This is a genomic window from Paraneptunicella aestuarii, assembly GCF_019900845.1.
In the GTDB taxonomy this organism is placed as follows: domain Bacteria; phylum Pseudomonadota; class Gammaproteobacteria; order Enterobacterales; family Alteromonadaceae; genus Paraneptunicella; species Paraneptunicella aestuarii.
Window position 1 is genome coordinate 1,516,715 of sequence record NZ_CP074570.1, and the last position, 21,987, is coordinate 1,538,701.

6 protein-coding genes are annotated in these 21,987 nt (G+C 47.5%); 5 read left to right on the forward strand and 1 reads right to left on the reverse strand.

Annotation, left to right across the window (positions count from 1 at the left end; translation table 11 throughout):
* Positions 1-34 precede the first annotated feature (34 nt).
* The 4 genes from KIH87_RS06365 (at position 35) to ectB (ending at position 19,478) form a co-directional block, all read left to right on the forward strand.
* Positions 35-3,703: a non-ribosomal peptide synthetase gene (locus KIH87_RS06365; RefSeq protein WP_232360696.1), complete on the forward strand. Its 3,669-nt coding sequence runs from the start codon at positions 35-37 to the stop codon at positions 3,701-3,703.
* Positions 3,700-17,103, forward strand: coding sequence for a non-ribosomal peptide synthetase (locus KIH87_RS06370; protein ID WP_232360697.1), 13,404 nt, complete (start codon positions 3,700-3,702; stop codon positions 17,101-17,103). Before KIH87_RS06365 ends, KIH87_RS06370 begins: the two co-directional genes overlap by 4 nt.
* A complete protein-coding gene (locus tag KIH87_RS06375) occupies positions 17,090-18,001 on the forward strand; it encodes a cupin-like domain-containing protein (protein WP_232360698.1) in 912 nt (303 codons plus the stop codon). Before KIH87_RS06370 ends, KIH87_RS06375 begins: the two co-directional genes overlap by 14 nt.
* A 97-nt stretch (positions 18,002-18,098) precedes the next feature.
* Positions 18,099-19,478: a diaminobutyrate--2-oxoglutarate transaminase gene (gene ectB / locus KIH87_RS06380; protein ID WP_232360699.1), complete on the forward strand. Its 1,380-nt coding sequence runs from the start codon at positions 18,099-18,101 to the stop codon at positions 19,476-19,478.
* A 103-nt stretch (positions 19,479-19,581) separates the two neighbouring features.
* On the opposite strand, the gene nhaA is transcribed toward ectB, so the two are convergent.
* Entirely contained in the window at positions 19,582-20,826 is a 1,245-nt protein-coding gene (nhaA, locus tag KIH87_RS06385; RefSeq protein WP_232360700.1) for a Na+/H+ antiporter NhaA, read from the reverse strand.
* 227 nt (positions 20,827-21,053) lie between these two features.
* Between nhaA and nhaR the strand changes: the two genes are divergently transcribed.
* Positions 21,054-21,947 (forward strand): transcriptional activator NhaR, encoded by an 894-nt coding sequence (gene nhaR, locus KIH87_RS06390; RefSeq protein ID WP_232360701.1) that lies wholly within the window; start codon positions 21,054-21,056, stop codon positions 21,945-21,947.
* The last annotated feature ends 40 nt before the right edge of the window (positions 21,948-21,987 follow it).

Sequence of the window (21,987 nt, forward strand, 5' to 3'; positions counted from 1 at the left end):
TTTCATCAGAATAACCAGAATAAAAAGAGCATTTATGAGCATTGCAGAACTGATTAACCGATTGTTGCAACGAGATATCAAGCTCTCCCTGCAAACCCTTCCTTTGCAGGAGGTTGGAAGTGCCGGGGGAAATGTACAGCTTCGTTACGACGCCCCTAAAGGTGCAATGACAGAAGACTTGTTGAATGAAATTCGAACCCATAAAAATGAGTTAATCGATTTTCTAAGCAAGGCGGTTGCTCAATCTTCCAGTGTTGAGCTGCCATTGGAAAAAACGGTCAGTTTGTCTGCTGAACCTGTGCCATTGTCTTACGCCCAGCAGCGCATCTGGTTCATTGATACGTTGACTGGTAGCAAGAGCGGCAGTAAGAGCGGCAGCAGTCAGCAATTCAATATGTTCTATGCTTTTCGCATCACTGGCACTCTGGCATTAACGGCGTTTCGTCGGGCGCTGCATCGTATTATTGAACGTCATCAGGTCTTGCATTCCCATATTCGTACCGAGCAAGGCGAGGGCGTGCAGCAGATTGCCGGGAAGTGGTCATTGCCGTTAACCGAATTGGATTGGCAGTCGTTCGATGATGCTACCAAACAGAAAGAGCTAAACTCATTAGCTAATAAGGAAGCACAAAAGCCTTTTCATCTGGAAGCTGAGTTGCCCATTCGTTTGCACCTTATTGCCTTGGCAAGCGAAGACTATGTGGCCTTTTTGAACCTGCACCATATTGCCGGTGATGTTTGGTCAATTGGCGTGTTCCTCAAAGAATTGGAACAACTTTATGCAGCGTATTCCCATGAACAGGCCGATCCCTTGCCTGAGTTGGCAATTCAATATGCTGATTATGCTCACTGGCAGCGGGAAAGTTTTTCAGGTGAGAAGCAAGCGTCTCTACAACCGCATCTGGACTATTGGCAAACGCTATTGGCCGATGCGCCGCCGGTTCATAGTTTACCTTTAGATAAAAATCGCCCAGAAAAAGCCGATTTTATTGGTAGTAAGCACTTGCATGATTTTTCGCCAGAGTTGTCAGCCCGTATTCGCGATTACTGCGTGGCACAGGACGTAACGCCCTACATGTTGTTCCAAACTGCGTTTGCCTTGGTGCTAGGTCGTTATGGCAATACTAATGATGTTGTTCTGGGAACCCTGGGTTCGGGTCGTCACCACGCCAAATTAGAGCCCTTGATTGGCTTCTTTATCAACACGCAGGTGAGCCGAATTCGATTTGGCGAAAACTCAAATTTTGAGACGTTATTAGCGGAAGTGAAACAACAGTCATTACAAGGGCATAAACATCAGGTTGTGCCTTTTGACATGCTGGTGGACAAGTTACAGCCACAGCGTAGTCAATCTCATACGCCTATCTTCCAGATATTGTTTGATCTGGTTAAAGGCGAGCGCTCGGGCGCTAACGAAAAAGAGAAAGAGCTGGGCGGATTTTCACTCAGTGGCTTACAAGTAGAGCCTCTGCGTTTTGATACTGTTAATGCCGCCGCCAAGTTCGATTTGGAATTGACGGTCATCGACCATCAAGATCATTTCCAATTGCAATGGATTTATGCCCAAAGCTTATTTGTTGAAGCGTCTATTCGACGCTTGAATGCCAGTTTGGAATGGCTTCTGACTCAGGTTTTAGAGAATACCGAGCAAGGTAAATTGGTCGCCGTAAACCAGCTATCTGTGGTTACAGAACAACAACAGGAATGGCTGCTTGCTCAGAATGATACCAAGCATCCTTACCCCGCCGATTTGACCATTCATCAATGGTTTGAACAGCAGGTGCAAAGCAGCCCCGAACAGATTGCGTTGAAATTTGAGCAGCAGGTTTTTACCTATGAGCAACTCAATCAACAGGCCAATCAATTCGCGCATTACTTATCTTCTCGCGTGCGTTCTCATGCCGATGAAACAGCAATTAGCCAGGAAAACTTGATCGGAATTTGCTTACCTCGCTGCCCGGAAATGGTGGTGAGTATGATGGCGACCCTAAAGGCCGGGGGCGCGTATGTGCCAATGGAACCTGAGTATCCCGATGCTCGCCTGCTCGCCATTGCCGAAGAGGCTCAACCTCAATGTATAGTCACAACTCGTGAATTGGCGACACGATTACAAGCTGCGGGTATTGATTGCAGGTATTTATGCGTGGACGATGTTGCGTTTCAAGCCGAGTTACAGGCTTGCTCAACAAGTAATTTGTCTGCTGACTTTTCTAACGCTGAAAACCTTGCTTACGTCATCTTTACTTCCGGTTCTACCGGAAAGCCCAAAGGCGTGATGATTGAGCATCAAGCCCTGGTGAACCGCATTCATTGGATGGATTGCCAATACGGTTGTGATGCCAACGACGTTATTTTGCAGAAAACGCCTTTTAGTTTTGATGTGTCGGTGTGGGAATTCTTCTGGCCTCTGGTGAAAGGCGCGTGTTTGCTATTGGCGAAGCCAGAAGGTCATAAAGAGCCGGATTATTTGTGCCAGCTTATTCAGCAGGAACAGGTCAGCAAGATGCACTTTGTGCCGTCGATGTTGGCTGCCATGTTGGTTTTTGATGGGTTTGAACAATGCACTTCGTTACGTCAGGTGTTCTGTAGTGGCGAAGCCTTGTTGGCGCAGCAGGTGATGGATTTCCAACACCTAATGCCAGCCTGTGAACTGCACAATTTATATGGCCCAACAGAGGCTGCTATTGATGTCAGCTATTGGGATTGTGCTCAATACCGACCGCTTGAACACATATCCATTCCTATTGGAAAGCCTATCCACAATATAGGCTTATACGTGCTGGATGATGCGTTGCAGCTCGTGCCTCAAGGCGCTGTGGGGCAGTTGTATATTGCCGGTGTGGGGTTGGCGCGAGGCTATTTAAACCGACCGGATTTAACTCATCAGTCTTTTATCAATCACAGCTTGCCATCTACGAATACCCCGATTCGACTCTATAAAACCGGCGACTTAGCCCGTTGGTCAAATGAGGGCGAATTGCAGTATCTGGGGCGTATTGACCAACAAGTAAAAATTCGCGGTTTTCGTATTGAGCTGGGCGACATCGAGCAAGCGCTAAAAACCTGCGATGGCATTCAGGATGCGGTGGTGCTGGCGGTCGAGCCAGTCGAATCGTCTGTCCAGCTTTCGCAAGAAAAACGCTTGCTCGCTTGTGTTGTTGTGGATGTTGCCAGTATGGGTTCCAACGTGAATGACGAACAGCAAAAAGCCCTGAAATTAGCTTGGGACATGGCGCTGTCGAAGCTCTTACCTGAATACATGATGCCTGACGCGTGGGCTTTTGTAGATGGCATCCCACTCAGTACCAATGGCAAGCTGGATAGAAAAGCATTGCTCGGTACTTCGGCTGTTCTTGAAGCTTTGCAGCAAGGGGTTCAACCCGACGAATTTAACGCACCTGAAACCGAGTCAGAAATGTTGATGACCCAACTGTGGGCTTCTCTACTCGGAAAACCTGAATCACAAATCAGTGTGACCACCGACTTCTTTCATTTGGGCGGCCATTCCATATTGGCTGTGCGCCTTGTGAACGACATCAAACAACATTTCCAGCTCACTATCACGGTGAAAGATGTGCTTGAGCGACAAAGCATTCGCAAGCTTTGTCATTGGCTCGATGAATTGGCTGACAGCGAACGCTTGAAAGCCGATTTGAAGCTGGAATCGCATGAATCAGATAACGAGGATGTACTGGAAATATGAAGCTGATTGAGTTGATGAGCCAATGCCGTGATTTAGGCATAAAGCTGGGCGTTAAAGATGACAAGGTGTTGGTGAAAGGCGATAAGAGCTTGCTTACGCCTGAACTTATTGCCGCCATTAAAAACAATAAAGCTGAGATTCTGGCCTGGTTTTCAGATCAGCAATTTACCTCGGTGGCGGATATTGAGCCGATATCGCGCGATAAGGACTTGCCGCTGTCTTATGCTCAGCAGCGTTTGTGGTTTATCGATCGCATGGACGGTGCCAGTACGCAATTTAATATGCCTTCGGAATTCATCGTTGAAGGCGCCTTTAACACCCAAATTGCCAGTGACGTTATTCGCCAGATCATTGCGCGTCATGAAACCTTGCGCACCGTGTTTGTGGAACAGGATGGCGAGCCCAAGCAGGTTATTCGTGAATCTTTTGATTTTCACTTAAAAACGCTGGATTTGAGTCATCTTACGCCGCAGCAGCAACAGGCTAAATTGCACCATATTGTGTTGCAGGAAAGGGCTCAGTCCTTTGCTCTGGATAAGGATTTAATGCTGCGTGCTACCTGGGTGATTTTGCAATCGGGCAGAGGTGTTGCCAATGTGCAGAACAAAGGCTTGTTGGCTTTTAATATGCATCATATCGCCTCTGATGGCTGGTCAATGGGATTGTTGGTGCGTGAATTTATTGAAGGCTATCAGCGGCTTATTCATAAAGGGGATCTCTCAGAGCATTGTGATTTAGCGATTCAATATGCCGATTTCGCTTATTGGCAGAATCAGTTTCTGGCTAAAGACAATCCTAATGGTGCTAAACGACAGCTGGAATATTGGCGCAAGCAGTTGAGTGAAGCGCCAACCGTGCATTCACTGGCATTGGATTATCCGCGTCCGGAACAAAAATCCCATCAAGGAGGCGTAGTCCGTTCTCAATTGAGCGCATCGGCAACCCATCGGTTATTGGAATTTGCCAAGGCTCGTCAATTGTCGCCCTTTATGTTGCTACACAGTATGTTGGCCTTGTTGATTTCCCGTCACAGCCACAGTCACGACATCATGTTAGGCACGCCGGTTGCTAACCGAATGCGCCCTGAACTAGAGCCGATTATTGGCTTTTTTGTGAATTCATTGGTGTTACGCATCAATACTGATTTTGCAGAGATTGACGATTATCTACAACATATTCGACAAGTGAATCTGGATGCCCAGGCCAATCAGGACGTGCCTTTTGAGCATTTGCTGGATGAGTGTCAGGTGGAACGGGTCATGGCGCATACGCCGTTGTTCCAGATCATGCTTAGCATGAATACCAATCAACGTGCCGATTTGCAGCTACCGGAATTACGCTTTCAGGAATATCAGTTTGACGACCAATCGCAAGCCTGGACGGCAAATTTTGATTTGGAATTAAAAGTTGAGCTGAATGGCATCAATGACAGGGAGGCCAGAGATGACAGAGACCCGGCAGAACAAGAGCTGCATTTCTCATGGGTATACGACAAGTCTCTGTTTAAAGAGGAGCGAATTCAAAGCTTCGATGCGCAGTTTCATCGCTTATTAAAAGCGCTTACGGGCAATCAGAGCCGTTCGAGCGGGAAGTTATACGATTTGCAGATGCTGGGCGATGAGGACATTCACCAATTACTGCATACGTTCAACAGCCCGCGCAGGGATTACCCGCTGGATACTCGCGTTCATCAATGGTTTGAACAGCAGGTTGAGAGAACGCCTGAAGCCATTGCACTGGTTTATGATGATGTGCGCCTGACTTACGCGCAGCTCAACGAGAGAGCCAACCGTGTCGCTCACTTCTTGATAGAGCAGGGCATTGGTAATAACGATCTGGTGGGGATTTACGCCTATCGGAGCGATGATTTTCTGGTGGGCATGCTAGCCGCCATGAAAGCGGGTGGGGCATACGTACCACTCGACCCAACCAATCCGATGGAACGTTTAGCCTATATGATTGAGGATGCCCAGGCGAAGGTGGTGCTGACTCAAACTCGCTTGCTTTCTGCTTCTGACCCTCTTCTTGATTCATCTGTTTTATTTGAAAAACTGCCCAAACAGTGTGTGCGAGCCTGTCTGGATGATGCCGCTTTCTGGCAACGTTATGCACAACACAACCCTGATGTGCCGGGAACGGGGGCAGATTACGCCTATATGATTTATACCTCGGGCTCCACCGGGCGACCCAAAGGGGCGTTGGTACATCATGCCGGCGCGGTAAATCATATCGTCGCCGAGTTTGAATTGCTTGGGTTTATGTTGCAGGAGCAACAGGAGCAAAAGGCGCAACAGGAGCAAAAGGAGAAATACGACCAGCTAGCTCCTCATCATTTCTTGCAAAGTGCAGCTTCCTCTTCGGATGTGTCTGTGTGGCAGTTTCTCGCTCCAGTCATAAGCGGTGGTAAAACCGTGGTATTGGATGACATGACGGATCTACCCAAGCTGGTTCGTTTGCTACAGCAAGAGCAAGTTCATCTTATTCAAACCGCTCCGGCGGTATTGCAAGTGTTGGTGGAGTATTTGCAAGCACAAAGCCAGAAACACGTCTCTCAGCTTCCCGACTTAAAGTGGCTGATGATTATCGCTGAACCTTGCCCTGTGCCCTTGATCAACCAGTGGTTTGAGCTAGAGCCGAATATTCCGGTTATGAATGGCTTTGGCCCTTCGGAAGCGTCGGACGATATCACCGCTTTTGTCATGCGCAAGTCCTTGGATGAGCGATTAACCAGTATTCCCATCGGCAAACCTATTCCCAATATGACCCTGTATGTCATGGACGAGCATCAACGTTTGCTACCGCCGGGCGCGATTGGTGAATTGTGTGTCTCGGGTGTTGGTGTTGGCCCCGGATATTGGCAAAACCCGGAGCGTACTGCCAGCAGTTTCGTGGCGAATCCCTATCAGGATTATCCGGGCATTAAAGCCCCGGGCGCAGATAGCCGGAAGCTGTATCGCACCGGAGATTTAGGGCGCTGGATCACAACAGGTGAATTCGCCGGGGAACTGGAGTTTGTTGGACGCATTGATCATCAGGTGAAGATCCGAGGATTCCGTATCGAAATTGGTGAAATTGAACATCAGCTTTCCTTATGTGATGGCGTGGCGAACCAAGTGGTTCTGGTGCGTCAGGACAATGTGAATGAGAGGGCTGGCAATGAGGCCGGGGATAAGTATTTAACGGCCTATTTGATCCCGGAAAATGCATCTTTTGTCACAGATTTACAGCGCCAAGCGAATTGGTTACAGCAGGTTCAAACCCGATTACAGGCGCAACTACCGGGCTACATGGTGCCCACCGCTTATGTGGTCATGGCGCGTTTTCCGCTAACGCCAGCCGACAAGATTGATAAAAAAGCCTTGCCTGCGCCGGAACAGAAAATAGCGAGCGCGCAACGAGCTCCATTGAAAACCGCCACCGAGCTATGGCTGGCGGCGACCTGGCAAGCGCTGTTAAAGCTAAAAGCCGACGAAAATGAAGGGCAATTGCCAGGTGCCTTAGTCGGCGCTAATGATAATTTCTTCCAACTGGGAGGGCATTCTATTTTAGTGGTCAGGCTGGTGGCGCGAGTCAGAGACAAGTTTGCCATCGAATTGCCGGTTAAAGCGGTATTTCAGCATCCTCAACTGAATGAATTGGCGGCGTATATTGATAGTTTGTTAGGCGATGACACTACTGCTGGCGCGGCAGGCGAGCAATTTATGCAAAACGCCGTGCAAAACGCCATGCAAAAATCTATTCAGGCTATGCCCGCCACTATCAAGCGCTTGCCCTTGTCTTACGCGCAACAGCGATTATGGGTGATCGACAAAGTAGACGGCAACAGTGTGCAATACAACATGCCGAAAGCCTTAAAGGTCAATGGTGAGTTTAATGTGGCTGTGGCAGCAAAGGCCATTAGTCGGATTATTGAACGGCATGAACCATTACGGACTGTGTTTGCTGAGATTGACGGTGAAGCTGTGCAAATCATTCGTGATGCGGTGCCTTTTTCGCTGCAACAGATTGACCTTACCAGCTGTGTTAATCCTGAACCGCTGATAAAAGCGCATATCAATAACGAAGCTTATACGCCGTTTAATTTGGCGTCCGATGTGATGTTGCGAGCCCGCTGGTTGCAAACATCGGCACAACAAGGCGTGCTGTTATTCAACATGCATCACATTGCGTCAGATGGCTGGTCGTTGGGTGTGTTGGTGAACGAGTTTGTTGCCTGGTATCGCTATTTCCTGTTGGCGGAGGAAGCGGAATCAACGCCATCCTTTGAATTCAATGAACCATTACCTGAATTGGCGATTCGCTATGCCGATTATGCTTATTGGCAGCGTGAGTTTCTTTCTTCTCTTGGTAGAGCTCTGAATAAACCACAGGATAAAGAGTCGAATCTTGGAGAACAGTTGAGCTATTGGTGCAAGCAGTTGCAAGATTTGCCTGTGGTGCATAGCTTGCCTTTGGATTTTGCTCGCCCTACGCAAAAGCAACATGAAGGTGGTGTGTTGCATAGTCAACTGTCGGTGCAGTTTGCCAATGAGTTGCAATCGGTGGCTGTTGAGCAGTCAGTCACGCCCTTTATGTTAATTCATGCCGCTTTGGCGATGGTGCTGTCGCGCCATAGTAATACTCAGGATATTGTTATCGGAACGCCGGTGGCGAACCGGATGCAGCAGGAACTTGAGCCGCTAATCGGGTTTTTCGTGAATACCTTGGTACTGCGTGCCAATACCCAGTTTGAGGTATTGGCTGACTATTTGGCGCATATTCGCCAAGTGAATCTGGATGCCCAGGCTAATCAGGATATTCCGTTTGAATTGCTGGTTGAGCAGGTTCAGGCTCCCAGAAGTTTACAACATACTCCTTTGTTCCAAATCTTGCTGATGATGGATAACACCGAGAAGCAGGAACAAAGTCTGCCGGGGTTGCATTTCTCTGCGATTCCTGAAGAGGAAAAAGCGGCAAAATTCGATTTAAGTTTAAGCGTTGATGTCAATGTGTCGGGTTCTGATGCAGGTGTGAAGTTTAGCTGGGTTTACGATAAATCCTTGTTCACGGGCGGGCGTATCGAGACCTTGAATGATCATCTGCAACGTTTGCTGCAATCTATGGTGCAGCTGCTTTCTAAAGCGAGTTCAAGCGCTAATGTTAATGCTAAGTCTGTGCGCCTGACAGAATTGTCCATGTTGTCAGCATCAGAGCTGAACTTCCTGCAATACGAATTGAATGCTTCACAGCGCGAATTCCCGCAAGACACCCTGGTTCATGAGTTGTTTGAGCAACAGGTTCAACGGGTTCCTGACAACATTGCCGTGCGATTCAGACCCAGTGAAGAGCCGTTAGATCGTGAACAGCGCATGACCTACGACGAGCTGAACTGTGCGGCTAACAGAGTGGCTTGGTATCTGCGCTCTCAGGGCGTATCAGTAGGTTCATTGGTGGGCATTCGATTAAACCGTTCCTGCGATATGTTAATTGCCGTGCTTGCCGTGCTCAAAGCGGGTGCGGCTTATGTGCCTTTTGATCCTGAGCATCCTGTTGCACGACTGAACTGGGTGGTTGAGGATACTGGCTTGGCGCATATGCTCACTGATTCGGAATTAGCTAAAGGGTTTGATATCCCTGATTCAATTCAGGTGATTAATCTGGATTGCCCGACCTTTATTAGCGCCTTGCTACAAAGCTCGCAGGATGATCCGGATGCCAATCCGGGGCGCCTGGTGGATGTTGATCTCGACCAAGAGAAAGATAAAGAGCACAAGCTCACACCCGATTCTCTGGCTTATGTTATCTACACCTCGGGCTCTACGGGCAAACCCAAAGGTGTGCAGGTGTCTCATCGCAATGCGGTGAACTTCCTGTCTTTTGCCACTCGCGAGTTTATGCCTGAGCATATTGAAGGGGCTGTGGTCAGCTCTTCGCTGGCTTTTGATGCCACAGTGGGCTCTTTGTATCCGCCTTTGTGCTGTGGTCAATATGTGGAAATTCTGCCTGACGATGCCAGCATACTGGAGCGCCTGGAAGATGTGCTGCTGCACGATACCCGTTCCTTAATGTACAAGATCACCCCCGCGCATTTGGAAGCCATCGCCAGTAAAGATCTGCTTCCGGTGAATACCAGTTCAAGGCATTTGTTAGTCATTGCGGGTGAACAGTTGTTATCGCGCAATATGTACCGCTGGATGCACGAATTACTGCCTAATGGTATTTATGTGAACGAATATGGCCCAACGGAAACCACGGTTGGCGCGACCACCTATTGGGGCTTAACGCCAAGTAAAGTGGCGCCTGATTCGCCTCATGCCGTGCCCATTGGCAAACCTCTGGACAACACGCGCTTATATATTCTGGATGCGCAGCAAAATGTCGTGCCTTTTGGTGCCATTGGTGAACTCTATATTGGTGGCGCAGGTTTAAGCCGTGGTTATATCAATCGACCGGAATTGAATCGCGACAAGTTTGTGCACAAGACTTTTGCCGACGGGCTGCAAGAAGCGTTATATCGTACTGGTGATCTGGTGCGTTATCAGGAAAGCGGCAATGTCGAGTTTATTGGTCGGGTTGACCATCAGGTGAAAATTCGCGGGTTGCGCATTGAACTGGGCGAGATCGATTATTTGCTCACACAGCAGGAAAGCGTGCGTCAGGCTGTGGTGATTGCCGTTGATGAAGTTCAAAATGAGCAAGCCCAAACCCAAACACAAGCACGTAAGCAAACTCACCTTGTCGCCTATATCGTCCCTGAGCATGGCAATGCGTCAAAGATGCTGTCTGACGAAGCCTTATGGTCGAACTGGATTGATACCACCCGGCAATATTTGCAATCGCAGTTACCTCCATACATGGTTCCCAACTTCTTTATTGCGCTAAAAGAATTGCCTTTGAATGTGAATGGCAAGGTGGATCGTCATGCCTTGCCGAAGCCGAATTTTGAGGCTTACTGGCAGCAAATGGAAACCCGCTTTGTGGCTCCGGTCTCCGAGATTGAAAGCCAGTTACAAGGCATTTGGGCGAGCGTATTAAAAACCTCTGCTGGCAAATTGAGTGTGAGTGCCAATTTCTTTGAATTGGGTGGCGATTCCATTTTATCTATTCAGGTGGTGTCGCGCGCTGCTAAGCAGGGTTTGTATTTCACGGTTAAAGATTTGTTTAAGGCGCAAACCATACGCCAACTTGCGCCGGTGGTGCGCACCGAACAAGCGGTTAATGCGCCGCAGGATGCGGTCACAGGTGAACAAATCTTGTTGCCTGTACAAAAGCGTTTCTTCCAGAACGAAGCGGATTTGCATCATTACAATCAGGCCATGTTGCTTAATACGCCCATTGATTTTGATGAGCGTTCGTTGTTGTCGTTGGTGCGTAAACTGATCGATCGTCATGATGCCTTACGCCTGAAATTCCGTCGTTTGGATATCGACAAAGGCACTCGATGGCAGGGGCATTATGCGCCGATGAGCAGCACCATGCTGGAAAATGCCATCGCTATTTCCGACTGGCCAATCGCGTCGTTCGAAGGCATTGAAGAAAAAGCGACTCAGTATCAGCAAGCGCTCGACCCTGAACAGGGCAAAATGTTGAAAGTGGTGTACTTCCGACCCGAAGGACAATGTTCCACGACTCGCGGAGAAAGCCGCATTAAATGCATGGGACGTTTGCTGATCGTTATTCATCACTTGGCGGTGGATGGTGTGTCGTGGCGTATCTTGCTGGATGATTTGGATACTCTGTATCAACAGTGGCGTGAAGGCACACAGCTTACCCTTTCAGCGAAAACCTCGTCCTATCAACAGTGGGGCGAGTGGTTACAGGCTTATCGTAATGGCGAAGTGATCGATAAAGAGCAGGAATATTGGGCCATTGAAGCGCGCAAGCAAGTGCCGCAATTGTCTTCTTTGCCATGCGTGAGTTCGTGTGTGCACGAGCCAGATTCTTTAGAGTTGGGGGAGATTGAGGAAGCACAAACACCGGTATCCGTCGCCAGCTTTTCACTGGATGCAGCTTTAACTCAGGAGTTATTAAGCACCAGTCATCAGGCTTATCGTACCCGGGTGAATGAGTTGCTACTGAGCGGTTTGTTGTTGGGTATTCAGCAGTGGAGTGGTGAGCAAACCATTCGTATCGATCTGGAAAGCCACGGGCGTGAGGAAATCAATCCGGCATTGGATGTCAGCCAAACGGTGGGTTGGTTTACTTCCGTGTATCCTTTGGTACTGCAATCATTGTTAAGTGTTGATTCTGGTAAGCAGGATAGAACGGCGCGATTGGAAAACCTGATCTGTGATGTAAAAGAGCAATATCGCGCTGTGCCAAACCAGGGTATTGGTTTTGGTGTGCTTAAGTATTTGAGCTCTATCGATCCTTTTGTGGAATTGCCCGAAAGCGAAATTCTGTTTAATTATCTGGGTCAGTTTGATCAAGTCGTAAGCGACACGAGTGAAGAGCAAGTAAAAAGAGCCTTTACCCTTGCCAAAGAATCATCAGGGCAAGCCATTGGTTTAGGGCGTTTGCCTCATTATCCATTAGTGTTTAACGGCATGGTGGTTAACGAGCAACTTACGTTCCATCTCACCTACGACAATGAGCGCTTTTCAGCATCCGCAATGCACAACTTGCTCAATTGTTTTGAACAAGCCTTATCCGAGCTGGTTGCCTATTGTAGGACGGTACAACAAGGACGTTATACCCCTTCGGATTTCCCTTTGGCGAAAATCAGCCCGTCGGAACTGAACGACTGGCAGGTAAAATACCCACAGATTGAACAGTTATTGCCTGCAACGGGGATGCAGCAGGGAATGTTGTTCCAAGGCTTGTTGCATTCAGGCACTTATGTCACTCAAACCCTGCTACGTGCTCAAGGCTTGCAGTTGGATGTTTTGCAGTATGCCTGGCAATGGCTGGCAAAACGTCACGCGCTATTTCGCACCGCTTTTGTTGGGTTAGAGACGGGTAATGCTCATCAGTTGGTGTTACCTGAAGTTGACCTGCCTTGGCATGTTGAAGACCTGTCTAGCTTGTCGGACTCAGAACAGCAAGAGCGTATCGAAGCCATTCGCGCCGCAGATAAAGCACAAGGGTTTAATGTTGAGCAAGCGCCTTTGATGCGTTTTAGTTTGCTAAATCTGGAGCAGGGAAAAGCTCAGAGACAAGTGTTCATCTGGTCGCATCATCATGCGTTATTGGATGGTTGGAGTAAGCCCATTGTTTTTGGTGAACTCACGCAAATTTATGGTTTCTTGTCGCAGTGGCAAGAAGATGGAAAGGCGCTGAATGAGGCCACCCTTGCCGATATTGAGCAAGTGTTAAAACCGCATCGTCCTTTCAGTGATTATGTCGACTGGCTGGATAAACGTTCGGTTAAACAAGGCAGAGCTTTTTGGAAAGACCAACTTGCCAGTGTCGAAGCGGCAACGCCATTACCTTTGGTGACGGAATCGGCTCGAAATGCGCGTGTTGCTGGTGAATACCTGAAACACAGTGTGCTGTTAAGCGAGTCTGAAACCGAGCAATTACAGCAGCTCGCACGGAAAACCCATACCACGGTGAATGTGATTGTTCAGGCCTGTTGGTCGTTATTGCTGTCGGCTTACAGTGGACAGCAACAGGTGGTATTTGGCGCGACCACCTCGGGTCGTCCGGCTGAGCTGGTGGGTGTTGAGGAAATGGTGGGGCTGTTTATCAACACTATACCTGTCGTCATTGATGTCGATGCCCAGCAAACCGTGGGCGAATGGCTACAGCAAATCCACGCTTTAATGACCGAGCGAGAAGCGCACAGCGATGTGCCACTGGTGGAGATTCTGCGTCAGTCTCCGGTGAAACAAGGGCTGTTTGACAGTTTACTGGTGTTTGAAAACTACCCCATTGATGAAGCGATTGGGCAACGGGTCAATGAAGCGTCAATCGGCATTGAAACCGTGAACTCTTTTGAGGGAACCAACTACGGTATTAGCCTGTTGGTGAACATGGCTGCGCAATTGGCGGTGAACTTTGAAGTGCAAGCTGGCTTGCTGACGCAGCAAAGCATTGAGCAAATCGCACGCCATATGAAGCAGCTATTGTTGGATATGGTAAACCGTGCTCAAGAGCCTGTTTCAAAGGTGGTGATGTTATCCAGTGATGATTTCCGCCATTTGGCGGCTGGCATACATTCCGAGCCTGTACAGTTTGACCGGGATGCCACCATTTATCAGCAGTTTGAAGCGCAAGCTGCCAAAACACCGCAAGCCATTGCGCTGGTTTATGAAAGCCAGTCGCTGACCTATAAAGAGCTAAACGCTCGTGCTAACCAGTTAGCACATTATTTGATTGCTCAAGGTGTGCAAGCTGACGAGCGAGTAGCCTTGTTTATGGAACGCTCTTTGGAAATGGTCATTGCGATGTTGGCGGTGGTCAAAGCGGGAGGGGCTTACTTGCCCATCGATCCAGATTTCCCCGATGCGCGCATTGCCTACATGCTGGAAGATTCTGGCGCTCGTATTTTGCTGACACAAAGCCACTTGCAGGCGAAGGTTGCCAAGATCATTGATGAAAGTATTGATTCCAGTAAAGCCGATATACAAATGCTGGCATTGGATGAGCAATCCCGCATTTGGAGCGATCTGCAAACCCATAACCCGCAGCGTGAAGGCATTACTTCGCAGAATCTGGCTTATGTGATTTATACCTCCGGCTCCACAGGAAACCCCAAAGGCGTGATGTTGTCGCATCAGGCATTGGTGAACCGTATTGACTGGATGCATCGCGAATATGGATGCTCTGCACAAGACATTATTTTGCAGAAAACGCCTTATAGCTTTGACGTGTCGGTGTGGGAGTTCTTCTGGCCGTTAATTAAAGGTGCGAAGTTGGTGATGGCGAAGCCGGGCGGGCATAAGCAACCGGATTATTTGGCTGAAATCATTAAAGCCCACGGCGTGACTAAATTGCACTTTGTGCCTTCCATGTTGTCGAGTGTGTTAGCGACTAATGCTCTGGCTGAATGTAGCAGTATTCAGCAAGTGTTTTGTAGTGGCGAGGCGTTATTGCCGAGTCAGGTGCAAGGTTTCTATCAGATGTTACCTCATGCGCAATTGCATAACTTATACGGGCCAACGGAAGCGGCAATTGATGTCAGCTATTTTGATTGTTCGGCACTGGTACAGGATGCTACAGCGACGGTTCCTATCGGCAAACCCATCCAGAATATTCAGCTTTATGTGTTTGATGCCGCGATGCGTCTGGTTCCGCCGGGCGCCGTTGGTGAGTTGCACATTGGTGGTGTGGGTTTGGCGCGAGGTTATTTAAATCGTGAACAACTCACCGCTGAAAAATTCATTCAGAATCCTTTAGTGGCAATGTCTGAATTGCCTGAGCGATTATATAAAACCGGCGATTTAGTACGCCAGCTAGAGGACGGCAATCTGGAATATCTGGGGCGCATGGATGATCAGGTGAAAATCCGGGGTTTCCGAATTGAGTTAGGCGAGATTGAAGCTCTGCTTAATGACTATGTGGGTTTACAGCAGGCTGTTGTTATTGCCAGGGAAAGCCGCATCGGCTCAGAGCAGAAGCAAAGCAACAAATATCTGGTCGCCTATTTTGTTTCTGCTCAACCTAATGTGGTTGAAGCTGAATTGGTGGCGGAATTAAAAGAGTGGTTATCGGGACGTTTACCGGATTACATGATCCCGACTGCGTTTGTGCGCATGGACAGCATTCCGCTAACCTCCAATGGCAAGGTGAATCGACGTAGCTTGCCGGAGCCGCAATTTGCAGTGGCTGAGTCTGAATATATTGCACCCAGAACCAGTACCGAAAAAGCCATTTGCGCAGTGTGGCAACAGGTGTTGGGCGTTGAACGTGTTGGTGTTACCGATAACTTCTTCCAGTTGGGTGGTGACTCACTGCAAATGATTGTGCTTAAGTCCTCATTGAAACATGCCGGTTTCGATCTGGATTTGGCTGAGTTCACTAAACATCCTTATATTGCTTCGGTTTATGCTTCTGGGGAGAGCCTGCCTCGTGAAGAAAATCAGGAAAGAGATGATTTATCATTAACTGTCTCCAAGCCTGAAATAAACCCGGGATCGGGGCGTCGATATCTGTTCCTGCCGCCGAATCAACGTCGTTCTTTTGCTACCAAAGACGATAATCGTAATCAGTTTACGGCGTCGATTATGGATCGCATTTATCTGGAGTATCCAGAAGAAACCATTGAAAAAGCGGTGCGCAAAATTGGTCAGATCCACGATGCGTTACGAGTGCGATCTGAGTGTGTTGATGGGGTTTGGGCGCAGTATATCGAAGACGAGTTTAGATACGGCTTACACATTCATGATTTATCGGAGTTGGACGAACAGAGTCAAATAGATTTTATCGTGAAAACCTGTAAGGCCAGCAATGAAGGCATGGATATTCTGAGTGGCTTGCTGTTCCATCTCGCGCTGTTTAAGAAGGACGATTCCAATTGGTATACCGGGTTCTTTGTTCTGCATCACACCATGGCTGATGGCGTGTGTTTCAACATCATTATGGAAGATCTTAAACGCGCGATTGTTGATGAATCTTATGGCGTGGATGCTGAATCAAAAGACAGCAGCGCCAGCCTTGCTGATGCCAGAGCCAAGTATTCTGATTACTGTGAAATGTGGCGTGAATTTTCGTCGTCAGAACAGTTTTTACAGAATATAGACGCTTTTGCCCAAGACCCGGAGAAAACTGCATCGACCGATTTCTACATTGATAATCGAGTTGATTTTATCGGTGCTGACCAGCAGGAGCAGAAGTTTAAGGTGGATGTGGGCGAGGAAATACTGCGCTTACATACCCGGGATGTTCATGCCATTGCACTCGCTGCGGTGTCGAAGGCGGTCGCGGCTGGAACCGATGTGCAGCATGTGTCTTATCGTGTGTTGAATCATGGTCGTGATTATTCCTTCTTCAGTGATTTGGACTTCAGTGAAACCGTTGGGTGGTTTGCTACGGAACTGCCTTTATGGGTGGCGATAAAAGACATCTACGATAAGGATGCGATCAAAACGATTATTCACGACATCGACAATGTAAAAGAAAGCGGCCTGGCTTATACCATGGGGATTTTCCATGATGACCCGGTGGTACAGGCTAAAGCACGGCAAGTACCTATTCCTCAAATTATCTTCAATTACATCAATATTGAATCGCAAGAAGATCATATGACTCAGGACGAGGATTTTCCTGAACGCAAAGCGGTGCATAAAGCGTTGACTTACGCCAGCAATGATTCGGTGAAGGATTTTAGATTCTTTATTGAAGTGAATTACGACAAGAAATACCGTCGCTTGTATATCAAGTGGCAATACAGCAAAGCGCAATATCATAGCGAGACGATTAAGCGCTTCCAGCGGTTGTTTGAGAAAACACTCATGGAGGCGGCCAATGCTCAAGGATAATAAAAACTGTCGAAAGATTCGGGTGCTTCAGGGGCATATTGATGCGCAAGAATTCCATCATCAACACTTGGCGCTGAATCTTCCCTTGTTGGTGAAAGGTTACGCCAATCAATGGCGAGCCACTCAGTGTTGGGGAACGGAATATTTCAGGCAGAAGATGGGGCAGTCTCAAGTTGTCACCAAGGAGTTTAAACCTGGTGGTGAAATCGTCATGGGAAAAATGCCACTCAATGAGTACATGGATAGTGTGGATGATTTTGAATACCGAACCGCTAATGGTGACTCGCGCCGAATCCGTCCGGCCTATTGGCATGATGTGCCAATATTCGAGCTTTTTCCTGAGCTTATCGCTGACGCCGAGCCTTTTCAGGCAGACTTGCTGCCCCGGTTCTATCAGCGTGACTGGCATCGTTATGTGCAGTTTTTTATGAGTTCTGCCGAGAGCGTGACCAAGCTGCATTTCGATACGTTGCGTACACATAACGTGTTCTTCCAGATCAAAGGCACTAAAGAATGGGTGCTCTATCCGCCGGAAGATATGTATCGCTGTGGTCGTAATAGTTGGCGTTGGTTTGATATCGACCCCGATAACCCTGACGTTGATTCTTACCCTGAATATGCATTAGCGCAGCCGATACGTGTTCGCGTTGAGCCCGGCGATATGCTCTATATTCCCCCGGGAACTCTGCATCATGTAAAAAGCCTGGATACCTGCATTTCCTTCAATATTGATTTTCACACGCCTGAGAGTGTGATGGACAGCTTTCGTTATATCCGCAAAGGGATGCCGAAAAAGGTGGTGTATTACAACCTGGTTTCTGCCTTGGGAGTGATCGCGGGACTGCCTTCGCGATGGGTATTTCCTTTTTATAAGTCGTATCTGAATTTTGTTAGTTAGCAGATTGTCAGTTAGCAGAGTCTTAGCTAGCAGAGTGAAGTGACGAATGAGCGCCTTTTATCAAAATATAAAAATAAGTGTGTAGGATGGTGTGACAATGATTTTTGAACAATATGAATCCAATGTACAAAGCTATGCCAGAAGTTTTCCCGCCGTATTTTCCAAGGCGCAAGGCGCTATTTTAACGGACGAGGAAGGTAGGGAATATATTGATTTTCTGGCTGGGGCGGGCTCGCTCAACTATGGACACAACCACCCGGAAATAAAGCACCATCTGGTTGAGTATCTGCAGAACGATAATATTTGCCACAGTCTGGATTTGCACACAGTGGCAAAGCGTGAATTTCTGGATACCTTTGCCCGTTTGATTTTGCAACCTCGGGGGTTGAACTACAAGTTTCAGTTTACCGGGCCTACCGGTACCAATGCTGTGGAAGCAGCAATGAAACTGGCGCGTAAGGTAACTGGGCGAACTAACATCGTTTCGTTTACCAATGGCTTTCATGGTGTCACGTTAGGCTCGTTGGCAGCCGCAGGGAATAGTTTCTATCGTAATTCTGCCGGAGTTTCGACAAACAACATCACGTTTATGCCTTACGATGGTTATTTGGGGGAGGATGTCGATACCATTGAGGTGTTGCAAAAGTCCCTACGCGATAGCAGTAGTGGTTTGGATTTACCGGCTGCGGTGATTGTTGAAACGGTACAGGGTGAGGGCGGCGTTAATGTCGCCAGCGACTTTTGGCTCCAGCGTTTGGCGCAAGTATGTAAGCAATATCAGATTTTGTTGATCGTGGATGATATTCAATCTGGTTGTGGCCGCACCGGGCGTTTTTTCAGCTTTGAACAAGCCGGGATCGAACCGGATATCATTGTGTTATCCAAATCCCTCAGTGGCTATGGTTTACCGATGTCACTGGTGTTATTCAAACCAGAATTAGATGCCTGGAAACCCGGTGAGCACAACGGCACGTTTCGAGGCAATAACCCTGCTTTTGTTACAGCAACAGCAGCATTGAATCTGTTTTGGCAAGACGAACAATTTAGTCAAAGCCTTAAGCATAAAGCTAATATTTTAGAGCAGAGCTTATCTGAATTAGCGAACGAGCTGAGTCAATATCTGAATGAATCCCGACTGCAACAAGTGGCGTTGGAGCCGGTTTTATCAAAACCTGTGATTTTTAGACGACGAGGTCGGGGGTTAATGCAAGCGTTATGTTGTCCAAATGGTGACATTGCTGATGCCATTTCGGAAGCGGCATTTCAGCAAGGGCTTATCATTGAAACCTGTGGCGCAGGGGGCAACATTTTGAAGCTGTTAATGCCACTGACCATTGAAGAAAACGTGATGCTTAAAGGTTTGGCGATATTGCGGCAGGCTGGTTTGCATGTTTTGGGTACTGAGGGTATGGCAAAAGACATTCCGGAAAGAGATTTGGATACAGATAGTACATCTTGTGACAGGGAAATTGCTTGAACGCGCTGTTTAGAGCCGCAGAAAAAGATAAAAAAATGCCGCCCGATGGAGGTCAAGGCGGCAAACAACTGCTTGGGATAGCGAGTTATAGTGCTAAATATGCTTAATTATTATTAGGCAAAAGCTTTTCCGGTGGTTGGCGCTTTAAAGCCCCTTTAAACTGATTTTTTGTTGGTTCAGGCTCTGAGTCTTTCAAGGCAAACTTCAGAACCAGGAAGCCCACAACTGATGACAATAGGGATGCGATCAAAATACCTAACCTTTCGTCCACCAACATATTATTTCCGGTTTCCTCAAAGGCGAGCGAACCAATGAATAAACTCATGGTAAAGCCCACACCGCACAAGATAGATATTCCATACAAGTGCAGTAAATTCATATCTTTGGGCAGTTTCGCCAGACCGGTTTTAATGGTCAGATAACACAGACCAAATACGCCCAACTGTTTACCCACAAACAAACCTAGAGCAATGCCCAGAGTAACAGGGTGCATGAGCGAGTTAATGCTGATGTTGCCTAAATCCAGCCCAGCGTTTGCCAAAGCAAAGATAGGCAATATTAAAAAGGCCACTGATGGATGCAGGCTGTGCTCAAGGTGTTTAACCGGTGAATGTTCAGGGTCGTCCTTGTCACGCATTGGGATAAAGAAGGCTAATACCACGCCCGCCAAGGTTGCATGTACGCCTGACTTTAGCAAAGCAAGCCACAATACACCGCCTACCATGATGTACGCAGGTACATCGCTAATATGTAAGCGATTCATTAATGTTAGCAGCGAAATACATATTGCAACGATGATCAATGGCGTTGTGGCAATTTCACTGGTGTAGAACAGGGCAATAATCAAAATTGCGCCAATGTCATCAATGATCGCCAAAGTGACTAAAAACAGTTTCAAGGAAGAAGGTACCGCTTTACCCAGTAAGGCTAAAATGCCCAGAGCAAAAGCGATATCAGTTGCAGCGGGGATCGCCCAGCCAGCAGCAAAATTCGGGTTGTCTGCGGTAAAAAACAAATAAATTAATGCCGGTACCGCCATGCCTCCAACTGCGCCAACAATGGGAAGGACGACGTTGGATGGATTGGTAAGTTGGCCTTCCATGAGTTCTCTTTTCAGCTCTAAACCCACAAGGAAGAAAAAGGCGGCCATAAGACCATCATTGATCCACAGTAATAGTGGTTTGCTCAGAGAAAAATCCCCGATGTGAGCACCGGCGGAAGTTGAAATCAACATATTGTAATAGTCCGAAAGGGGACTATTGGCAACGATTAGCGCTATGGCTGTAGCAACCATTAACAGAATGCCGCTAGCGGATTCCAGTTGAAAAAAATGACGTATCGTATTCATTTTGGTTAGTGTCTAACCTCGGTAAACATTGTTAAACGAAAATCCTCTTATAGTTAAGTTTTGTCGGAAAGGCTAGTTTTCCAAGTTAAAGTTCCTTATCTAACGTCTCTCATTCTAAAGATGTATAAGAGAGATTGAATAGACGCTAGATAATGAGGAGCTAATCTACTAACCTTTATCGTCTGAATAAATCTGATTATTTCTTATAAAAGCATCGTAAATTTCGAATGATTACTCACATTAACTATAACCATTTCTATTACTTTTGGGTGGTGAGCACTGAAGGAAGCATTGCCAACGCCAGTAAATTACTGCATCTGACGCCACAAACTATCAGTGCTCAAATAGCCATGTTGGAGCAAAGGCTGGACAAAAAGCTCTTTCATAGAGAAGGGCGAAAACTGGTGCTTACCGACTATGGCAGATTAACCAAGCGTTATGCCGATGACATGTTCGCTATTGCCGAAGAATGGCTGGAAACATCAAAAGGCAACGATCTGGATTATGTGCGTACTATCAAGGTCGGGATTTCCGATGCCTTGCCCAAATCGCTGGTGTCTCGGTGGTTGGCTCCTATCGTATCGGGTGAAAGGGCGGTGAATTTGATTTGCATTGATGGAATGCAGCCAGATTTATTAGCGCAACTCGCGGTGCATAAGCTGGATATCGTTCTGGCGGATATTCCCGCAGACAACAACTATTACCTGAAAGTGTATTGTCACGAAATTGGCAAGAGTGAAATCGGATTATTTGCCATTAATGACTGGGTTGATAGTTTCAAAAAGGATTTTCCGGCCTGTATCAGAGAGAAAAAGTTGCTATTACCAGCTAAAAACAGCCCGATGAATCGAGCCATTGAATATTGGTTGCATGAAAGGAAACTGGAAGTGTCTATTGCTGGACATGTTGATGACAGTGCCTTGATGAAAGCACTGGGCATGCAAGGTTTTGGGATTTTTCCAGCGCCAATTGCCGTGCAGGATGAAGTGGAGCATCAAAACAATGTGACCATGATCGGTAAGCTGGATAATGTCTTTCAGTCTTATTACCTGTTTACTCCGGAGCGTTTGGTCAGCGATTCTATCATAGATGAGTTGGTGCAACAGATACGTCAAGAGTGAGAGACATTTATACCTGATTATTGAGATGCTCAGAAATAAT

What these genes read in the sequence shown, in the direction of transcription:
- KIH87_RS06365 (WP_232360696.1), top strand. Translation starts at nt 35, where the DNA reads ATGAGCATTGCAGAACTGATTAACCGATTGTTGCAACGAGATATCAAG.
- nhaA (WP_232360700.1), bottom strand. Translation starts at nt 20,826, where the DNA reads ATGAATACGATACGTCATTTTTTTCAACTGGAATCCGCTAGCGGCATT.
- ectB (WP_232360699.1), top strand. Translation starts at nt 18,099, where the DNA reads ATGATTTTTGAACAATATGAATCCAATGTACAAAGCTATGCCAGAAGT.
- KIH87_RS06375 (WP_232360698.1), top strand. Translation starts at nt 17,090, where the DNA reads ATGCTCAAGGATAATAAAAACTGTCGAAAGATTCGGGTGCTTCAGGGG.
- nhaR (WP_232360701.1), top strand. Translation starts at nt 21,054, where the DNA reads ATGATTACTCACATTAACTATAACCATTTCTATTACTTTTGGGTGGTG.
- KIH87_RS06370 (WP_232360697.1), top strand. Translation starts at nt 3,700, where the DNA reads ATGAAGCTGATTGAGTTGATGAGCCAATGCCGTGATTTAGGCATAAAG.